Raw genomic sequence first — 17748 nt, 5'->3', positions numbered from 1 at the left:
GCTTGCGTCTATTCATGCATGGTCGGGCCCGCAGCGTAGCGCGCAGCTATCGTCACCCTAGCCAATCGGCATTTCCAGGCCGTTCGCCTGCCGTGTCAGTTTCGTTGCAACCAGACGCGCGGCGCGCAGTCTGCAACGGAAGGATCAGGTCAATGAATTTTCAGCCGCTCAGCCTTCATCAGATACCCCAGTCTCTCGAAGGTAAAGTTTCGCTCGTCACGGGATCGACCAGTGGAATCGGTCTCGGCATCGCACGTTCGCTCGCGGCGGCGGGTTCTGCGATTGTGTTGAACGGCTTTGGCAAGCCTGAGGATATTGCCGAAGTGCAGGCGCGGACGATCGCCGAATTCGGGGTAGAGGTGCGCTATTCGCCGGCAGATTTGTCTAAGGCTGCTGCTGCGGCCGATCTGATTGCGATGACGCTCGATACGTTCGGTCGGCTGGACATTCTCGTCAACAACGCTGGAATCCAGTATGTCGCTCCGCTCGAGGTATTTCCCGCCGACAAATGGGACATGATCCTTGCGATCAATCTTTCATCGGCATTTCATACGACGCGCGCGGCGCTGCCTTCGATGCGTAGATATAATTTCGGCCGCATCATCAACATCGCGTCCGCGCATGGTCTGGTAGCATCACCGTTCAAGTCCGCCTATGTCGCCGCCAAGCACGGCATAGTCGGTCTTACCAAGGTGACCGCGCTGGAAACTGCGGAGTCCAACATCACCTGCAACGCGATCTGCCCCGGCTATGTCTATACGCCGCTCGTCGAGGCGCAGATCGAAGGGCAGGCGAAGGCGCACAATATTCCGCGCGAGCAGGTGATCCGCGACGTGCTGCTGGCGCAGCAGCCCAGCAAGCGCTTTGCGAGCGTCGAGGAACTCGGCGCGCTCTCGGTCTTTCTCGCAAGCGACGCGGCGTCCTCGATTACAGGTGTTGCCTTGCCGGTCGATGGCGGCTGGACCGCACATTGAGCCGCCACGCGGATTTTTCGGGAGGAGATGATGGAACCTGGTTCGGTCACACAGATCTCGGCGCGAGACGGACAGAAACAAGATCGGCAGATCGTGCTGGTCCTGCAGGGCGGCGGAGCGCTCGGCGCCTATCATGCCGGCGTGTACCACGCGTTGCATGAGCATGGCATCGACCCCGACTGGATCATCGGCACGTCGATCGGCGCCATCAATGCGGGTCTGATCGCGGGCAACGCCCGCAACGACCGCCTGGACGCCCTCAAGGAATTCTGGACTCGCATGGCCTATCGCCCGCCATTCGGCGTGCCAACCTGGACGGGTCTGTCCGACACGGTGGCTTATTGGCGAACATTGCTGCGCGGCATCCCGGATTTCTTCGAGCCCAATCCGGGAGCGTTTCTCGGCACGCATGTTCCGCTCGGGGTGGACAGCGCTGGCTTCTATTCGACGGCGCCATTGGAAAGGACGCTGCTCGAGCTGGTCGATTTCGAGCTACTGAATCAATGCAAGCCGAGGCTCACCGTTGGCGCGGCACATGTGCGCACCAGCGCGATGAAATACTTCGATAGCCGTGACGGTGAAATCGATGTGAAGCACATCCTCGCATCAGGAGCGTTGCCGCCCGCATTCCCGGCGGTTCGCATTGATGGTGAGCTCTATTGGGATGGCGGCATCCTATCGAACACGCCGACCGAAGCCATCTTCGACGACAATCCGCGCAAGGATTCACTGATCTTCGCCGCCCATTTGTGGAATCCGGTCGGCAACGAGCCATCCACGATCTGGGAAGTGCTGAACCGGCACAAGGACATCCAGTATTCCAGCCGCGTGGCCAGTCATATCGCGCGGCAGCGGCAGATGCACGATCTCCGCCACGTGATCAATGATCTGGCGAAGTACCTGCCGGAGGAGATCCGCAACCTCCCGAAGGTACGGGAACTGGCATCTTATGGATGCCCCACGACGATGCACGTCGTGCGCCTGCTCGCGCCGCAGATTGAAAATGAGAACCACACCAAGGACGTTGATTTCAGTCCATCGAGCCTGCGCGTGCGCTGGGAGGCTGGCTATCAGAATACGATGCGCGTGCTCGAGCAGGCGCCATGGGAGAACGAGTTCGATCCACTCGAGGGTGTGCTGCTGCATGAGCTGATGTCCGGGATGGTGGAAGCGGCAGAGTAGACGCGGGTTTCCACGGTATTCCATCATGTCACATGCCTCGTCCCACATATCGCCGGCGATCAGTGTTGCGGGTGCACAAGGCGGAGCGCTGCGCGCGCTCCGTCGTAATGTCATCATCGGAGTTATCGCCTTTCTGACGGTCGTGGATCTGTTTGCGACACAGGCCATTCTGCCCGCGCTGACGAAAGCTTACGGTGTGACGCCGGCCGCCATGGGACTCGCCGTCAATGCGAGCACACTCGGAATGGCGGTCGCAGGGGTGTCGGTCGCGTTCTTCAGCCGGCGCTTGAACCGGCGCTCCGGCACTGTCCTAAGTCTTTGCGTGCTTGCGATTCCGACCGCATTGCTGGCCTGGGCGCCCGATCTTGCCAGCTTCGCGATCCTGCGAGTCTTACAGGGTCTGTGCATGGCTGCGGCGTTCACACTGACACTGGCTTATCTCGGGGAAGAATGCAGTGCGATGGACGCAGGCGCTGCCTTTGCCGCCTATATCACCGGCAATGTAGCGAGTAATCTGGTCGGTCGGCTGATCTCGGCCGGTGTTGCGGATCACCTCGGGTTGGCGGCGAATTTCTATTTCTTTTCGGCGCTCAATCTTGCCGGGGCGATCTTGGTCTATTTTTCGGTCCGCTCGACCATGCCGGTGCAGCCGGGTGGCGAAGCTTTGGCGTCGCCGCTCGCGCTGTGGAGTAAACATCTGCAAAACCCGCCTTTGCGCGCTGCATTCGGGATCGGCTTCTGCATCCTGTTCGCATTTATCGGCACGTTCACCTACATCAATTTTGTGCTCGTGCGGGAGCCGCATGCGCTCAGCATGATGGCGCTCGGATTGATCTATTTCGTATTCCTGCCGTCAGTTATTACCACGCCTTTCGCCGGAGCTGCCGCCCAGCGGTTCGGAACACGTCCGACATTCTGGGGTGCACTCGCGCTGGCCGGGCTGGGACTGCCGCTGTTGCTGTTGCCTAATCTTGTTGCCGTGATTGTGGGCCTCGCGTTGGTTGGGATCGGCACCTTCTTTGCGCAGGCGGCCGCGACCAGCTTTGTTGGGCGCGCCGCGACCACGGATCGTGGATCGGCGAGCGGCATCTACCTCGCATGCTATTTCTTCGGCGGCCTAGTAGGCACGGCGCTGCTTGGGCAATTGTTCGATCAGTTCGGCTGGCTTGCTTGTGTTGCTGGAATCGCGCTGTCGCTTGCGGTTGCGGCGCTGCTTGCCGTTCGGCTCAAGCTTCCCGCCCAGCCCGCCGTCGTTACATAGCGCATCGCTATCAGCACAATTCTCAAGCGATATTTCAACTGAGAAGCGCGCCGTCTTACACCTGCCTCGACGCTCGATAACGGGCGTAGCTTAAACCGAAGGAGACTGAAAATGTCGATCACCAAGACTGCTCTCGTCGCTGCTTCGCTCGTTGTCGCCGCCACCGTCGTCAATGCCGCCGATCGCGGCGGTCTCGATACTGGCTTTCATGGCAACACCTCTGCTGCCACCTATATCGGCGGCCCGAAGTCGGCATTCGCGCCGTCCGCGCGCAGTTCGTTTGCGCAGACCACGACCGTGCGTTCGCGTGCTGTGCGCACCGAAGGGCGTATCCAGATGGTGCGGATGAACCCGCTGCTCGATATGTTCCACGGGCTGATGGTTCGCTAACTATTCGGATGCCGCGATCGCGACGCGATCGGGGGATCCGGCGTCGAAGCCGGTGGGGCCCTCCTGTCCCGCCGGCTCCGTTGCGAAACATGTGTGGTTATCTGTGCGGTCAAATTCAGCTTGGCGGCAGCACAGTATTTAAGTGCCGCCCCAGTTTCGCCCAGAAACGATGACGACAAACGTCGATGAACGCGGGCGACGACGACGGTGCTGACGCGCACCGGTCGAAGGATGGCGCGATCGAATCGACACCTCGCGCGCCATCCATCCAACTGAGAATAATCAGTTTCAGGATCCAGCCGAAGCGGCCGCAGAACTGCACAAGCTGCGGCGAACCGTCCATGTTCAAACTGACGTGGACATCAAGGGCGTGCCTCGGGATGAGGACTAGGCTTTCTTAAAGAGCGGTACGCGTGTTGCAGCATCTCAACAAGCGATCCGTGCTCCCTGGAGAGCTTGAGAAATGAAGAGTCCTGCAGCGTGATCCTCGAAATCTATGCGTCCGGCATCGTTCAGGCGCGAAGGGGAGATCGGCAAAAAAATCCGCCGTCGTCCCGATTGCAGAAAATGATGGCCCGCCATCGGAGCAGGCTGGAGAAGACAATTTTGTGTCAAAGGTTGTCCTCAACTCGATCAGACATTTCCTGACACAAAAGTCCGCTGAGCAGAAGCATTGAAACACCTCTGACCTAATTCCGAGCACGATCCCTCTAGCAATTATGCGGTGTTAACACTCCGCGGGGATCAGAATGGGGAATGTACTTATATTTGTGTCGTTTCAAGAGGACAGCCGGCTGGTTCAGCGCTGCTCGCGTCGTGGGATAACATTATGTCTCTCGCCACTGACGAATGGGCTGCCAACGGCATGCATAACCGCGAACGCAGAATGGGCAGGGATACTTCAGTTTTATGATGATGTCAGCCTCTCGGATGGAGCGCCTGCGCACTCTCTCTTGAATTTGAACGACCCGTCCGGATTGGGCGATGGAGAGAGGGCGCCGTCATATGAGTAAGCGAGAATTGGTCAGTCTCGAACGAAGCAACATTTCTGGTGTTGAGTCGGTTCGAAAGATGATTCTATTGATCGCAGTTTTTGCCGGAGCTGTCATTCTTGCTGTGTCCGAGTCGGCGTACCCGTCCGATTCAGCCGCGCATGACGCATTCGGGTGGCTTGGCCTCAGCCTCATCATAGCCTGTATTCTCGGGCGCACATGGTCGTCGCTGTATGTCGCAGGAAGGAAAACAGTCGAGCTTGTTACCGACGGTCCTTACTCGATCATGCGCAATCCATTGTATTTCTTTTCGATACTGGGCACTGCGGGAATTGGTGCTTTGGGACGAAGCATCATGTTGACGCTGGTGGGCGCATGCGTCGGATCGCTGGTATTCTGGATGGTCACACAACAGGAAGAGCGTCGGCTACTGGAGCGACATGGTCAGCCCTATGCAGAATATTTGAGACTTGTGCCGCGTTTTCTTCCAAACCTGCGCCTATGGCGAGACACGGAAACGCTGACCATACGGCAGAGTCGTGTGCTCATGACCTTCGCGGACGCGCTCTTGTTCTTGATGGCCGTTCCCTTGATAGCAGCTTGTCGATCCTTGCAACTGGAGGGGCTGTTACCTGTCCTGGTGTCGCTACCCTAGATGGGTGTGCGCCGACGATCAAATCAATCGTATCCGGCAGCGGTCGTCTGACTGGCAGTTAACGTGCGCTACTTGCGGGCTCGTCATTGCGAAGTGCTTTGATACAAAAATCAGTCCGGCAGAAACATCCATACATCGAAGGGCCGATTTTAGGCCACGAGATCGCACTATTGATAGCCAGCATTAGCGATCAGGGGGTGTCACCAATCATGAAACGCGCCGCAGTTTCGGCCGTTGTTGCTACGGCGTTTCAAAAGCCGCGCCGTGCCTCGGGGACCGGGCCATTCGGGCCCACGGTCGCTGCTGTTGCGATCGGAGTTCTGACCTTTATCGCGCTCTTCGCTATCGCAAAGCTGCGGCTTGATGTTTGGAGCATCACTGAGGCGCGTCATTTGCCGCGGTGGCTTGTCGACCTGTCCGGCAAAATCAGCGCCTACGGTAAGTCGGGCTGGATCCTGTGGCCGCTGGCAGGGTTGCTCGCGCTGTGCGTCGCAGCTGGGTTTGTGGCGGCAAGTCGGCGGGACGGGCTGATCTTTTCGGCGCTGTCGCTGAGACTGACATTTCTCTTTTCGGCGATAGCGTTACCGGGATTGCTGGCCAGCGCCCTGAAGGCGGTGATTGGGCGCGCGCGGCCTTATCTAACGGGACAGCCTGACGCCTTCCTCTATGTGCCATTTGCGTATTTCCGTGAGCGACTGTTCGGGGGCATGCCGTTTCCCGAATATGCGTATGGCAGCATGCCGTCTGGCCACGCCACCACTGCGGTTGCAGCGGCGGTCGCACTGGGCGCGCTGTGGCCGCGGCTCTGGCCACTGTTCTGGACCTTTGCCCTTGTTATCTCTGCGACGCGCCTAATTATCGCCGTTCATCATCCCACCGATGTCATGATGGGTGTCGTCATTGGTGGGCTCGGCGCTCTCGTGATCCGGAATTATTTTGCGGCGCGACGCTGGGTCTTTTCGGTCGACGCTGCCGGACATGTGCACGCAATGCCGGGGCCAGGTTTGCGCAGAATAGCGCGCGCAATCGGCAACCTCCGGAGCCTCCGATGAACCAGTCTCGGATCATTGCACGCGGGGCTGATCTGGACATTTCCGTCGTGATTCCGGTTCACGACGAAGTGGAAAACATCGCCTGCCTCGCGGCCGAGATTTTAGCGGCGCTGCGCGGCAAAACTGCATTCGAGATAGTCTTCGTCGACGACGGCTCGACTGACGGCACCGCAACGAAGCTTGCGCGCCTGACGACATTTTACCCGGAAGTGAGGTCAGTTTCGCATGACCGCAAGAGCGGGCAGTCAATAGCCGTATCGAGCGGCGTGCGCGCGGCGCGCGGCGCTGTAATCGTGACAATCGATGGCGATGGTCAGAACGATCCGAAGTACATCCTTGAATTTACACAGAGGCTTGCAGCCGGTATGCCGGAGGTTGGCCTCGTCGCTGGGCGGCGGGTCGGTCGCAAGGCAACCCGCTTCAAGATAATGCAGTCGCGCATTGCGAATTCCGTGCGTGGTACCATCCTGCGCGATCACACAACCGACACCGGCTGTGGAATGAAGGCAATTCCGCGCGAGGTATTCCTGGCGCTGCCGGTCTTTGATGGGTTGCACCGTTTCTTGCCAGCGCTCGTGCGACGAGAGGGCTACGCGGTCGTGCAGATCGACGTTATGGATCGAGACCGTCGTCGCGGTGTTTCAAAATACGGTTTGTGGGATCGCTTCTGGGTTGGTCTGCTCGATCTCATGGGTGTGTGGTGGTTGATTCGTCGCCGCAAAGTGGTTCCGCGGGTGAGAGAGCTGAAGTCAGATGCTGGTTGATCTGTTGCAGATAATCGGAACGTACATGCAAGACGTGTTCGTTCGTAACCTTGACGTATGGGTGGTTGTCGGAGTCGTCGCACAAGCCTTCTTCACCGCGCGTTTCGCGGTCCAGTGGATTGCATCCGAGCGTGCAGGCCGCAGCGTGATCCCAACCGCATTCTGGCTGCTGTCACTGGCCGGCGGCGCGATGCTGTTGATCTATGCACTACATCGCAAAGACCCGGTCTTTGTCGCCGGGCAGACGTTTGGATTTTTCATCTATCTGCGCAACGTCTATTTTGTGATCCGCGAGAGCCGGGTATAAGCTGCGTCGGCTCATTAAACCAAGTGGTTCCATGGAGCGGGCCGGCACAAATAGGCAACCCCGCGACGGCTTCTATTATCGGATCGGTTACGGTTTCCAAGCGAGCGGTCGCTGGGGGCGCTCGTGTCTTCGGCGAAGCTGACAATATCAACCAAGCCGTTCCATTCAGCTAGCAGAAGATCACGACGTGCGTCGCGACCTTCTGCTCATCTTCAAGATGCACGCTGCAACAATGATTTTGCGCGGCAGACGTTTGACCGCTCGGATGGCCCTCTATTGCGCCTGTGGCTCCTTCTTCGAACCCTTATCAGTCCATTCAGGTGGTAAACCGATCTTGCCGCCCACCCAGCCGGCAAAGCCTGGAGAGCGACCATAGGCCTCGCACGCTGCGTACTTCGGAGCGAATCCCATCTTGGAACGGACCTTTTCCGGAGTGGGGAAATCGATGCCGTTAGACTTGAAAGGGCTTTCGCCTTTGGCGAGCACTTTTGCAAAATCTTCGCCAAAGGCCTCGGCCAGATCGTAGGCATCACTCACTTTCGATACTCTCGGCGTGCTAAAAAAGGCCATTGCACCTCTACCCCAAACGATGGCTGCCTGCTGTCGGCCGGAGCGGTCAAGGGCCTCCGCCTCAATAGCGATTTCTCCCAAGCCAATCGGAATCCGTGGTGTCGGAATTGGAACGCTCGTATCGATAAACTTTGTGCCGATTGAGGCTGCTACGGAGATGCCCGCTGCAACTTCGTTGGTTTCTGTTGCATGGGTGACGGCGCTTCGCACGGTCAAGTCTGCCGGGACATCTGGCGTGACAACGGTGAAACGATCGCTGAGGCTAACACACAGGGCCCGGTTGACGGCGTTCGCCACGAGCGCCCGCTGTTCATTTGACAATGCCGGTGCGATCGTAGGCGGAAAGGTGGTTGGCACAATGTTGACGGTTTTCGCAGCCATCACCTGATCCTTTCTCACGTGAAGCCGCGACTTGGTGATCTTGCCGTCATCCTGTTTTAGTCCATCGTACGAAGAAAGACTGTTACCCTGTACAAGGGGAGCAGTCGCGCAACCTGGCAATAAGCTAATGATGGCCAACATAGCCAATAATATCGGACTACGCGGTCCTCTCATTGACGTCTTGGTGCACTTTCGCCATGAGTAATCCTCGCGTAGGTGCCTGCACCCAATCTTGCCCATCTGGCATTTCAAAGACGGTCCTGACATGAGAAAGGCGTGACCAAACGACGACGCAAGAAAGCGCATTCCGACCCCCAGGGTGTTTACGTGGTCCTATTGATAAAGTGGATACGTGGCCCAGGATCTCATTCAACATGACGCAATGAAAGTGCACCACGCCCGCTGCCATTCCCAACAGCAACACTATCAGCAAGGCATTCACCGACCACTTGAGGACGAGATACAGAAACCGGTTCGCTGTTTTCAGTCCTTTGCTCCATGTGAGTAGTGGCGCGAGCCCTGCAAAGATCTTATTGGCGAAACCCCGGTAGTCTTCTGGCGTGTTGGGTACAACTGAGGCGCGCACAACGCCTTGGTAGAGGAAGTTGAGAACGGCCCCCAGCGGATTTTGGGGTCGTCTAACATCGCACATAAGGATAAGGCGATCGGAGTCGGTATCGTTGCGCACGTAGTGGAGGTAGGTCTCATCAAACATGAGAACCTCGCCGTCTCGCCAACTTTGGTTGCGGCCGTCTACATTGATGAAGCAAGCGTCGGAGTTGGGCGTCGAGAGGCCCAGGTGGTAGCGCAGGGATACGGCAATTGGGTCGGCGTGACGGGATAGCCGGGCCCCTCTCGGTAAAAAGGCAAACATGGCTCCATGCACGGCCGGGACTGTGTTTATTATCCTCACTGTCTCGGGGCACAATCGTCTTGCCGATTGATGTGTGTAGCCGTACCATTTGACGTAGAAGCGACTCCAGCCGTATTTGAAAAACGACCGGAAGCCGACGTCGTAATATCCCGCGGTTCCGGGCCGCTTGGCGGCGTCGAAGTAGTTCTGGCGCACGAGCTCTAAGCCTTCATCGCGAATGGTTTGCCAATTTTGACGCAACAAGTCGAGTTCCGGAAAATCATTCGGATCGAGAATGGCTTTTGATCCGCGTGGCATGGTTGTCATATACAACGCGCAGTTCAAAGGCGTGAAGATTGGCCAACCCTTGCGGATGTACTCCGTCAAGCTCTCGTAGCGAGTAGTTCCCCTAAAGCGATATACGTATACGATGCTCGCTGCCACAAAAGTAAAAAGGCCCCCAAGTGCCAACATAAGTATCTCCGAGGTTTCAACATCGCCGCCCTGATTAAGGGAGCGCGTGAGTCGGAATTTGGTCAGAGACGTCCGAATGTTTCGCCAAGAGCTGATTTTGTGTCAGAACAAGTCCAGCCGAGTTGGAGACAGCGTTTGTTACAAAAAATTTTCCTTCGGCCTTGTGAATTATGGTTACTCGGCGACGAGAGCATAATCGGACAGCCGGACTGCCATGCACCCCCCACAAGTTCTTGTTGTGGATGACGATCTTGAAATTCGAAAGCTTTTGGCGCGCTATCTGAAAGGGCAGGGCTTGCGTGTTCAGCTTGCTTCTAGATGTGCGGACGCGCGCGAATGCATTTCGAACTACCAAGTCGACCTCATCATCCTTGATGTCATGTTGCCGGACGGATCTGGACTTGATCTTTGTCGGGACCTTCGGACGATGCGGTCAAAAATTCCTGTCATACTGCTCACGGCTCTGAAGGAGGACGTGGACCGGATCATAGGTCTTGAGATCGGAGCTGCCGATTACTTGGGGAAACCTTTCAATCCGCGCGAGCTTGCCGCCCGCATCCGCGCAGTACTGCGCCGCGACAAAGATAACCGCTCCATACAGAGTGACGCGAGTTGCTATTTTTTCGAAGGGTTCAGGGCGGATCCTTTTGCTCGGTCAGTGATCAATTCGGAAGGCAGCGAAGTCGAGCTGACCGGCGCAGAATTCAATCTGCTATTGACCTTTCTTGATCGCCCCGGTCGCGTCCTTTCGCGGGATCAACTGTTCGATCTGGTGTACGGGCGCGATGGAGACGCGTTAGATCGCTCGATCGACGTGTTGATTAGTCGCCTGCGACGCAAGCTCGCGAACGGTGAATCGAATCAGATGTTCAAGACGGTTCGCAATGGAGGTTACCAACTTGTCGCAAAGGTCACTCAATCGGATGGGCAACGTTGAGCCGGAGTGTCGGAGATCGACGAACAAGCGCGGCTGCCGTACGTGCGCGGTCCGGAATACCATTGACCATTGTGCTGCTCGTGTTCGCTGTACTCGGCGCTGGATGCGCAACCGTCTTCCCCCGCAATATTGTGCCGGAACAGCTTTCAAACGAGGCCGAACTCGCTGGCATGCCAAATATCCGCGTTTGGGGTGACGCGCCGGCCGAATCCTTCGTCGCGCTCTTCAGGGCCGAAAGGCACAAGATGGCCGCGTTCACTTCAGCGGTGGGACGCTCAGAACAGCAATCACGAGCATTCAACATCGTCGCGATCTCAGGTGGAGCTGACAACGGTGCGTTCGGAGCCGGTCTCCTGGTCGGCTGGAGTGATGCCGGGACGCGACCCGACTTCGATGTTGTCACCGGTGTTAGCGCAGGTGCACTCACCGCTCCTTTCGTCTATCTGGGCCAAGGGAAAGATGTGCAGCTGAGGGAGATTTTTACCAAATACACGCGCAGTGACATTTATGATCCTGGCATTATAGCGCCGCTATTTGGCGGTGGATTGGTTGACAGTTCTCCGCTCGGAAGTCTGATTGCAAACTATGTCGATGAGGCTTTCCTCCGCGATGTCGCCCGCGAGCGCAAAAAAGGGCGGATCTTACTGATTGGCACGACAAATCTGGATGCGGAGCGGCCCGTCCTTTGGGATATGGGACGCATCGCAATGAGCGGTCATCCACAGGCGCTTAGTCTTTTTCGTAAGGTTCTATTGGCCTCTGCGTCGATCCCAGGTGCCTTTCCTCCGGTACGCATCAAGGTCCGGGCTGGTGGCCAGACTTATGAAGAGTTGCATGTTGATGGTGGAGTGACTCAGCAGGTCTTCGTGCCGCCATCTTCAGTTGCCGGCCGTGGGCTCGGCTCTGCGACAAAAGCATCCCCGGCGAGGCGTCTGTTCATTATCCGCAACGGGAAGATCACTCCCGAATGGGAAGCCGTCGAGGAAGGTATCTTCTCAATTTCCCGGCGGTCGGTGTTTACACTCATCAAAAGCCAAAGCATTGGTGACCTTTATCGCATTTACGTCAATGCGCTGGCCGATGGCACCGACTTCAACTTGGCCGCCATTCCGTCCAGCTTCAGCGTTAGATGGGCTGAGCCATTTGAAAAGGCCTACATGCAAGCACTTTACGATGAAGGCTATCGCTCTGGGGTCCAAGGTTACCGCTGGATTAAAGTCCCGCCGGGGTTAGCAACGAGGTCCAAGATTCCTACACTCAAACGTCCGGAAACTCTGGATTTGACTCTGTCGTTGTCGGACTAAGTTGTGCTCGTGCAAATGCAGATTTCTGCAGCAGCCGAATGCATCGTCGAACTTCATGCCGGTGCAATTCCCGAGGATATCTCGTCTTTTCCATGACGCCGAAAGCCAGCCCCTTGCAGGACACTTCAATATTGCAAAGGTATCATGATCAACGGACGATGCAGCGACCACAGCGCTGTTCTAGGCAGGTCGGGATTGTGGCATGTGATCAACCGGCAACTTCACAGTCTGGAGCAAACCATGCACGGGACCGTTTTCTAATCGTGATGCTGCCTCCGGCGCGCTGCACGCTCTCATGTGCGATCGTCAAACCCAGTCCCGCGCCATCGACATTCTTTGTGCGCGCGGGATAGACGAGCACTCCCGTCGAGATACCGATCGCAGAAACGATTCGCCGCGGCGATGAGCATAGCGAGCTTAGCCCGCAGAGTGATCACGACACGGGTTCCTGTGATTCGACTTTAACGACCAGTTGATATCCGCCATTGCGAATTGTCTTAATGAGACTGGTCGTCCCTGATGGGTCCAGCTTGCGTCTCAAACGGCTGACAAGGACATCGATCGAACGATCGAGTACGTCACCGTCCCGGCCATGAGTCAGATCAAGGAGCTGGTCCCGCGAAAGGACCCGCCCGGGTCGGTCAAGGAAAGTCTGCAAGAGATCAAACTCGGCGCCCGTTAACTCTATGTTGTTACCTTGAGCGTCCACAACGCTGCGTCCTTGCGGGTCGACAACGAATCCTTCGAAAATATACGCCGTTGAACTGAGGCCCCGAGAAATGGGTTTCGAGTGACGTCGCAGTACAGCACGAATGCGGGCAACCAACTCTCGCGGGTTGAACGGCTTTCCGAGATAGTCGTCGGCTCCCATTTCGAGACCGATGATGCGATCGATGTCCTCCTTGAGAGCGGTCAGAAGTATGATCGGGATAGTGTTTCTTTCTGCTCTTAAGTCCCGGCATGCATCGAGGCCCGAGCCATCCGGAAGCATCACGTCAAGAATAATGAGATCTATCTGATTGGTCGTAATACGCTCGCGAAGTTCGCGGCAGTTCGAGGCCAGGAGAACGCGAAATGCCTGACCTTCGATATAGCGTGCGAGCAGTTTTCGAATTTCCGGATCGTCGTCGACGACAAGGATTTGCGGAATGTGTTCGGTCATGTTGTCATTCGATGGCTTCAGGTCATGTTCTACAGCGGAGTACGGTCGAAAAATGCTGCAATTCGTAACAAATTGCGACACCCTACTCTTGCAGAAACATTTCGACACAAATCGATCGTGACCAGGACAATCAGACACGAATTGTCCAACGCGAGCAAAGCCTCCGGTCTATGTGGGTATCCGCACCTGTCCGCCGAAGCGGCTCGATGCGTCCTATTGCAAAACGAACGTAGGGAAAATGCAGGATGACAGCTATGGCCAAATGCATGCGCGCTGCGTCCGTCTCCATCTTCGCGCTTCTCTATTCCGCAGCTCACGCGCAAGGCCCATCGGCGGCCGTGACGGTCACCGCTGTTTCGGTGGAGAAAACCAAGGTCATTCGGAGCATCACCGCAATGGGAGGCGTTGTCGCCTGGCGTGAGATACTTGTTGGCACGGAAGCCAGCGGTCTTGCCGTAACCGAGATCGCGGTCGACGAGGGCGATCTCGTTGCAAAAGGTCAGGTTTTGGCGCGCCTTAACGATGATCGTATAAGAGCGGAGATACTGAAGCAAAAGGCGGCGATCGACGAACTTGAGGCGAGCCTTGCAAGCGCCAGATCGGATGCCATACGGGCCCGTTCAGTTACGTCCGGTGTGATCACGGCTCAGACGATCGAGCAGCGCGAGACGCTCGTTAAGACGACGGAAGCCAGGCTGGAGGCAGCGAGGGCGCAGTTGCTCGAAATCGAGGCGCGGCACCGCCAGACGGTGATTGTCGCCCCTGCGGCCGGCATGATCGCATCCCGATCGGTAGCGATTGGCCAGGTGATGCAGACTGGAACCGAAATGGTCCGGCTCGTTCAGGAAAACCGAATCGAGGTCGACGCCCGCGTGCTGGAGTCAGATCTGCTTTCTGCCGCAGTCGGGCAATTTGCAACGATCATCGGTCCCACCGGCCGGCCTGAACACGGAGTCGTTCGCATCATTTCGCCGATTGTCGATCCCAAGACTCGTTTGGGTACGGTCCGCATTGCGCTCTCCCGCGATACGCACTTGAAGCCTGGCATGTTTGCGCGTGTGGAAATTGCGGTCGAAAGCAAGTTTGCGCTGACCGTTCCGCTGAGGGCGCTGGTCTGGCGCGAAGCCAAGGCACACGTCTTCAAGGTCAGTCCCGACAATCTGGTGGCGCTCACGGAAGTCAGGATCGGCCGAGGGACAACCGACCAAGTCGAAGTCCTGCGGGGTGTGGATGTGGGAGACCGCATCGTGACTCAAGGGGCTGGATTTCTGAATGATGGCGATACCGTCAACATCGAAACAGCGTCCGTGAGAATTGGCGCCGTACGATGAACAAGATCTCCAGCTGGGCGATCCGCAATCCCGTAGCAACGACGGTACTGTTCTTGTTCCTGACGCTATTGGGCCTCGTCTCGTTTTCGAAGCTTCGGCTCAACAACTTGCCCGATATCGATCCTCCCACAGTGACCGTCAGTGTCGTATGGGCTGGAGCTGCGCCGACCGAGATCGAAACGCAGGTTACGCGCCTGATTGAAGACAGCGTCACCGGATTGGGCAATGTCAATCATGTACGTTCAACTGTGAATGAGGGGATCTCCTCAAGCAACGTCGAGTTCGCAATTGGAACAGACATCGACCGGGCAACGAATGACGTTCGCAATGCTGTCATGTCTACGCGTTCGAAATTGCCTCAGGCGGCCCTCGATCCCATAATTCAGCGTGTCGATGCGACAGGACAGGCGGTCCTGACATTCATCGTCGATGCGCCGGCGATGGCCCCCGACGATCTGAGTTGGTTTATCGATAACGACATCGCCAAGGCCGCGCTTGCCGTGCCGGGCGTATCCAGAATTTCGAGATCCGGTGGCGTCGACGCCGAGATTTCGGTCAAACTCGATCCTGACCGGCTGATGGCACTTGGCCTGACAGCCTTCGAAGTCTCCGACCTGATCAAAAGTCAGAACATCAACCAACCCGGTGGTCGTGTGACGTTGGGGGCGGCGGAGCAGACGATTCGCGCTGTCGGGAGTGCCCTCGATGTTGCAGCCCTGAGAGACATGCGTCTCGCCTTTAGTGACGGCCGGAGCATCAGGCTCGCCGATCTGGGGGTCGTCGAGCGGTCCTGGGCTGAGCCGCGGCAGAGGGCGCGATTCAACGATCGGGAAGTCGTCGGCTTCAGTGTTTACCGGGCGGTCGGCACGGGCGAGATTGCCGTGACCCGGGATGTGCGAAGGCGAATGACGGAATTCGAGGCCGCCCATCCCGGAATAAGGATCGTTGAAGTAACCACATCGACCGATGCAGTGGTCGAGGGATACAATGCGGCTCTCGAAGCGCTCGCCCTCGGTGCATTGCTAGCCGTTTTGGTCGTCTGGCTGTTTCTGCGCGATCTCCGGGCAACGTTGATCTCGAGTGTCGCGCTCCCGATGTCGTTGATCCCGACATTCGCGATCATGTATGCGCTCAATCAATCTCTCAACAATATCTCGCTGCTGGCGATTGCCATCGTTGTCGGAATCTTGGTCGACGACGCTATTGTGGAAATTGAGAATATCGTTCGACACGTACGGCAGTCCGGAAAGAGCGTCTATGACGCCGCGATCGACGCCGCTGACGAAATCGGTCTGGCTGTCGTTGCAACGACTTTCGCGATCATTGCGGTTTTCATGCCTGTTGGGCTGATGCCAGGAATACCGGGGCAGTTCTTCAAGTCGTTCTCAATTGCCGTCTGCAGTTCGGTGTTCTTTTCTCTTGTTGTCGCGCGTCTTTTAACGCCTTTGATGGCGGCTTTCCTTCTGAAGACAACAGGTAACGAGCAGAGGGAGCCTGCATGGGTACGGCAATACACGTGGATGCTGGACTGGACCTTGCGTCGTCGATGGATCACGATCTTCGCGGGCGTAGTATTTTTCCTGGGTTCGCTTTCGCTCGTTCGTTTTCTTCCCGCCGAGTTCATGCCGGCGGCTGACCAAGGTCGCTCCATTCTTGCCGTTGAACTGGCACCGGGCGCGACGTTGCAGGAAACCGACACTGTGACACAGAAAGTCATGTCTGTTTTAAGGGCGCGGCCGGAAGTGGGAGCCGTATATTCAGCACTTGGAACGCAGACATCACTGTCGTTCGGACCCGACGAATCGCCGATGTCGGCCGGGGAGGTGAGAAAAGCGACGATCACAATTAACCTGGTCCCGAGGAGCCAGAGAACGCTTTCGCAACAGGCGTTTGAGGCTTCGGTTGGACCGGAGCTATCAAGGATTGCCGGCGCACGGATACGTTTCGGAGGGGAGGGGTCATCGGGCACAAAGGTTCAGGTCTCGTTGTTGAGCGATGACCCGGTGGCGCTCGCGAGTTCGGTGCGGCAATTGGTTCAGGAGATGCGTTCGACGCCGGGATTTCAGCGGGCCGCGGCGACCAGCAGCGTTGCGAGACCTGAGCTGCAGATCGTTCCTAAAGCGGATAAGGCTGCGGCCCTTGGTGTGTCCACAACAATGATCGCGAGAACTGTCAACATTGCTACCATAGGAGACGTCGACCGCGACCTCGCCAAGTTCAGTTTGAACGTCAGACAGATACCCATCCGCGTGTTGTTGAATGAAGATGCGCGCACCGATCTTTCCCGCATATCGAATCTTCAGGTTCCAACATTTGAAGGGCCGCTGCCGCTATCGGCAGTTGCAGACGTCACTTTCGGGGCAGGGCCGAACCAGATAGAGCGCATTAACCGGACCCGAAGCGAAACCGTCGAAGCGGAATTGAGCGGGATTACAATTGGGGAGGCCGAGGATGTGATATCGAAGTTGCCGTCGATCAGCCAGCTTCCAGCGTCTGTGATCCGCAAGCCGGAGGGCGATGCCGAGCGCATGCAGGAGCTCTTCAGCAGCTTTACGCTTGCAATTATTTCAGGCATTGCGCTGCTCTTTTTTGTCCTTGCTCTCCTGTTCAACGGATTCGTTCAACCGGTCACGATCCTGACTGCACTCCCGTTGTCACTAGGTGGAGCACTCGGTCTGCTGCTCGTGACGGGAACGTCAATTTCCCTGCCCGTTCTAATAGGCATTTTGATGCTCATGGGGATTGCGGCGAAGAATTCAATTCTTTTGGTCGAGTATGCGATTGTTGCTCAGCGAGACAGTGGCTTGGACCGCGCCGAGGCGCTTTTGGATGCAGCTCGTAAGCGCGCTCGGCCGATCGTGATGACCACGGTAGCGATGGGGGCTGGAATGTTGCCGATTGCGCTTGGCATTGGAGCCGACGCTGAGACGCGGGCGCCCATGGCGATCGCCATTATCGGAGGGCTCGTCAGTTCAACCGTTCTCAGCCTTGTTTACGTTCCCGCCGTTTTCACGGTTATGGACGACCTGGAACGGTGGATCAGGAACCGCTTTCTGAGCAGCGAAACGCAAAGCGCATGATGACAAGTGAGCTGCCAATTGTCATTCCTGTTGAGCGCCTTGTTATTTGATCCAACGGCAATCGGATAAAGTGTGCAGG

Annotated in this window: 16 protein-coding genes; 12 read left to right on the top strand and 4 right to left on the bottom strand. The window is 57.1% G+C overall.

Annotation, left to right across the window (positions count from 1 at the left end; translation table 11 throughout):
• The first annotated feature begins 152 nt into the window (after positions 1–152).
• The 4 genes from CAK95_RS01325 to CAK95_RS01310 all read left to right on the top strand — a co-directional run bounded on the left by CAK95_RS01325 (position 153) and on the right by CAK95_RS01310 (position 3807).
• Positions 153–974: a 3-hydroxybutyrate dehydrogenase gene (locus CAK95_RS01325; RefSeq protein WP_086086193.1), complete on the top strand. Its 822-nt coding sequence runs from the start codon at positions 153–155 to the stop codon at positions 972–974.
• 30 nt (positions 975–1004) lie between these two features.
• On the top strand, positions 1005–2156 hold the full coding sequence (locus CAK95_RS01320; protein ID WP_086086192.1) for a patatin-like phospholipase family protein: 1152 nt from the start codon (positions 1005–1007) through the stop codon (positions 2154–2156).
• 25 nt (positions 2157–2181) lie between these two features.
• Positions 2182–3417, top strand: a complete 1236-nt coding sequence (locus tag CAK95_RS01315) for an MFS transporter (RefSeq protein WP_086086191.1) — start codon at positions 2182–2184, stop codon at positions 3415–3417.
• 111 nt (positions 3418–3528) lie between these two features.
• Positions 3529–3807: a hypothetical protein gene (locus tag CAK95_RS01310; protein ID WP_086086190.1), complete on the top strand. Its 279-nt coding sequence runs from the start codon at positions 3529–3531 to the stop codon at positions 3805–3807.
• 115 nt (positions 3808–3922) lie between these two features.
• Here the strand turns inward: CAK95_RS01310 and CAK95_RS01305 are convergent, their stop codons facing one another.
• Positions 3923–4150, bottom strand: coding sequence for a hypothetical protein (locus CAK95_RS01305; protein WP_086086189.1), 228 nt, complete (start codon positions 4148–4150; stop codon positions 3923–3925).
• A gap of 662 nt (positions 4151–4812) precedes the next feature.
• Between CAK95_RS01305 and CAK95_RS01300 the strand changes: the two genes are divergently transcribed.
• The 4 genes from CAK95_RS01300 (at position 4813) to CAK95_RS01285 (ending at position 7577) form a co-directional block, all read left to right on the top strand.
• A complete protein-coding gene (locus CAK95_RS01300) occupies positions 4813–5454 on the top strand; it encodes a methyltransferase family protein (protein ID WP_157699491.1) in 642 nt (213 codons plus the stop codon).
• Positions 5455–5663: 209 nt separating this feature from the next.
• The gene (locus tag CAK95_RS01295) at positions 5664–6506 is read left to right on the top strand and encodes a phosphatase PAP2 family protein (RefSeq protein WP_086086187.1); all 843 of its coding nucleotides are present in this window, start codon (positions 5664–5666) and stop codon (positions 6504–6506) included.
• A complete protein-coding gene (locus CAK95_RS01290; protein WP_086086186.1) occupies positions 6503–7270 on the top strand; it encodes a glycosyltransferase family 2 protein in 768 nt (255 codons plus the stop codon). The genes CAK95_RS01295 and CAK95_RS01290 overlap by 4 nt, the downstream gene beginning before the upstream one ends.
• A complete protein-coding gene (locus CAK95_RS01285; RefSeq protein WP_086086185.1) occupies positions 7260–7577 on the top strand; it encodes a lipid-A-disaccharide synthase N-terminal domain-containing protein in 318 nt (105 codons plus the stop codon). The genes CAK95_RS01290 and CAK95_RS01285 overlap by 11 nt, the downstream gene beginning before the upstream one ends.
• Positions 7578–7850: 273 nt before the next feature.
• Here the strand turns inward: CAK95_RS01285 and CAK95_RS01280 are convergent, their stop codons facing one another.
• Together CAK95_RS01280 and CAK95_RS01275 are read right to left on the bottom strand one after the other, a co-directional pair.
• On the bottom strand, positions 7851–8669 hold the full coding sequence (locus CAK95_RS01280) for a DUF3313 domain-containing protein (protein WP_245303582.1): 819 nt from the start codon (positions 8667–8669) through the stop codon (positions 7851–7853).
• 16 nt (positions 8670–8685) lie between these two features.
• Entirely contained in the window at positions 8686–9855 is a 1170-nt protein-coding gene (locus CAK95_RS01275) for an aspartyl/asparaginyl beta-hydroxylase domain-containing protein (protein WP_086086183.1), read from the bottom strand.
• A gap of 214 nt (positions 9856–10069) precedes the next feature.
• Here CAK95_RS01275 and CAK95_RS01270 point away from each other — a divergent pair, with 214 nt between their 5' ends.
• Both CAK95_RS01270 and CAK95_RS01265 read left to right on the top strand, forming a co-directional pair.
• Positions 10070–10792, top strand: a complete 723-nt coding sequence (locus tag CAK95_RS01270; protein ID WP_086086182.1) for a response regulator transcription factor — start codon at positions 10070–10072, stop codon at positions 10790–10792.
• 71 nt (positions 10793–10863) lie between these two features.
• On the top strand, positions 10864–12096 hold the full coding sequence (locus CAK95_RS01265) for a patatin-like phospholipase family protein (RefSeq protein ID WP_342588020.1): 1233 nt from the start codon (positions 10864–10866) through the stop codon (positions 12094–12096).
• Between the two features lie 433 nt (positions 12097–12529).
• Here the strand turns inward: CAK95_RS01265 and CAK95_RS01260 are convergent, their stop codons facing one another.
• Positions 12530–13258, bottom strand: coding sequence for a response regulator (locus tag CAK95_RS01260; protein ID WP_086086181.1), 729 nt, complete (start codon positions 13256–13258; stop codon positions 12530–12532).
• A gap of 254 nt (positions 13259–13512) precedes the next feature.
• Between CAK95_RS01260 and CAK95_RS01255 the strand changes: the two genes are divergently transcribed.
• Entirely contained in the window at positions 13513–14589 is a 1077-nt protein-coding gene (locus CAK95_RS01255; protein WP_245303580.1) for an efflux RND transporter periplasmic adaptor subunit, read from the top strand.
• Positions 14586–17669 carry an efflux RND transporter permease subunit gene (locus tag CAK95_RS01250; RefSeq protein WP_086086179.1) on the top strand — a complete coding sequence of 1028 codons (3084 nt, stop codon included), beginning with the start codon at positions 14586–14588 and terminating at the stop codon, positions 17667–17669. Before CAK95_RS01255 ends, CAK95_RS01250 begins: the two co-directional genes overlap by 4 nt.
• Positions 17670–17748: the final 79 nt, after the last annotated feature.

This window comes from Pseudorhodoplanes sinuspersici, assembly GCF_002119765.1.
Taxonomy (GTDB): domain Bacteria; phylum Pseudomonadota; class Alphaproteobacteria; order Rhizobiales; family Xanthobacteraceae; genus Pseudorhodoplanes; species Pseudorhodoplanes sinuspersici.
This window is presented reverse-complemented; position numbering and strand designations above follow the sequence as displayed.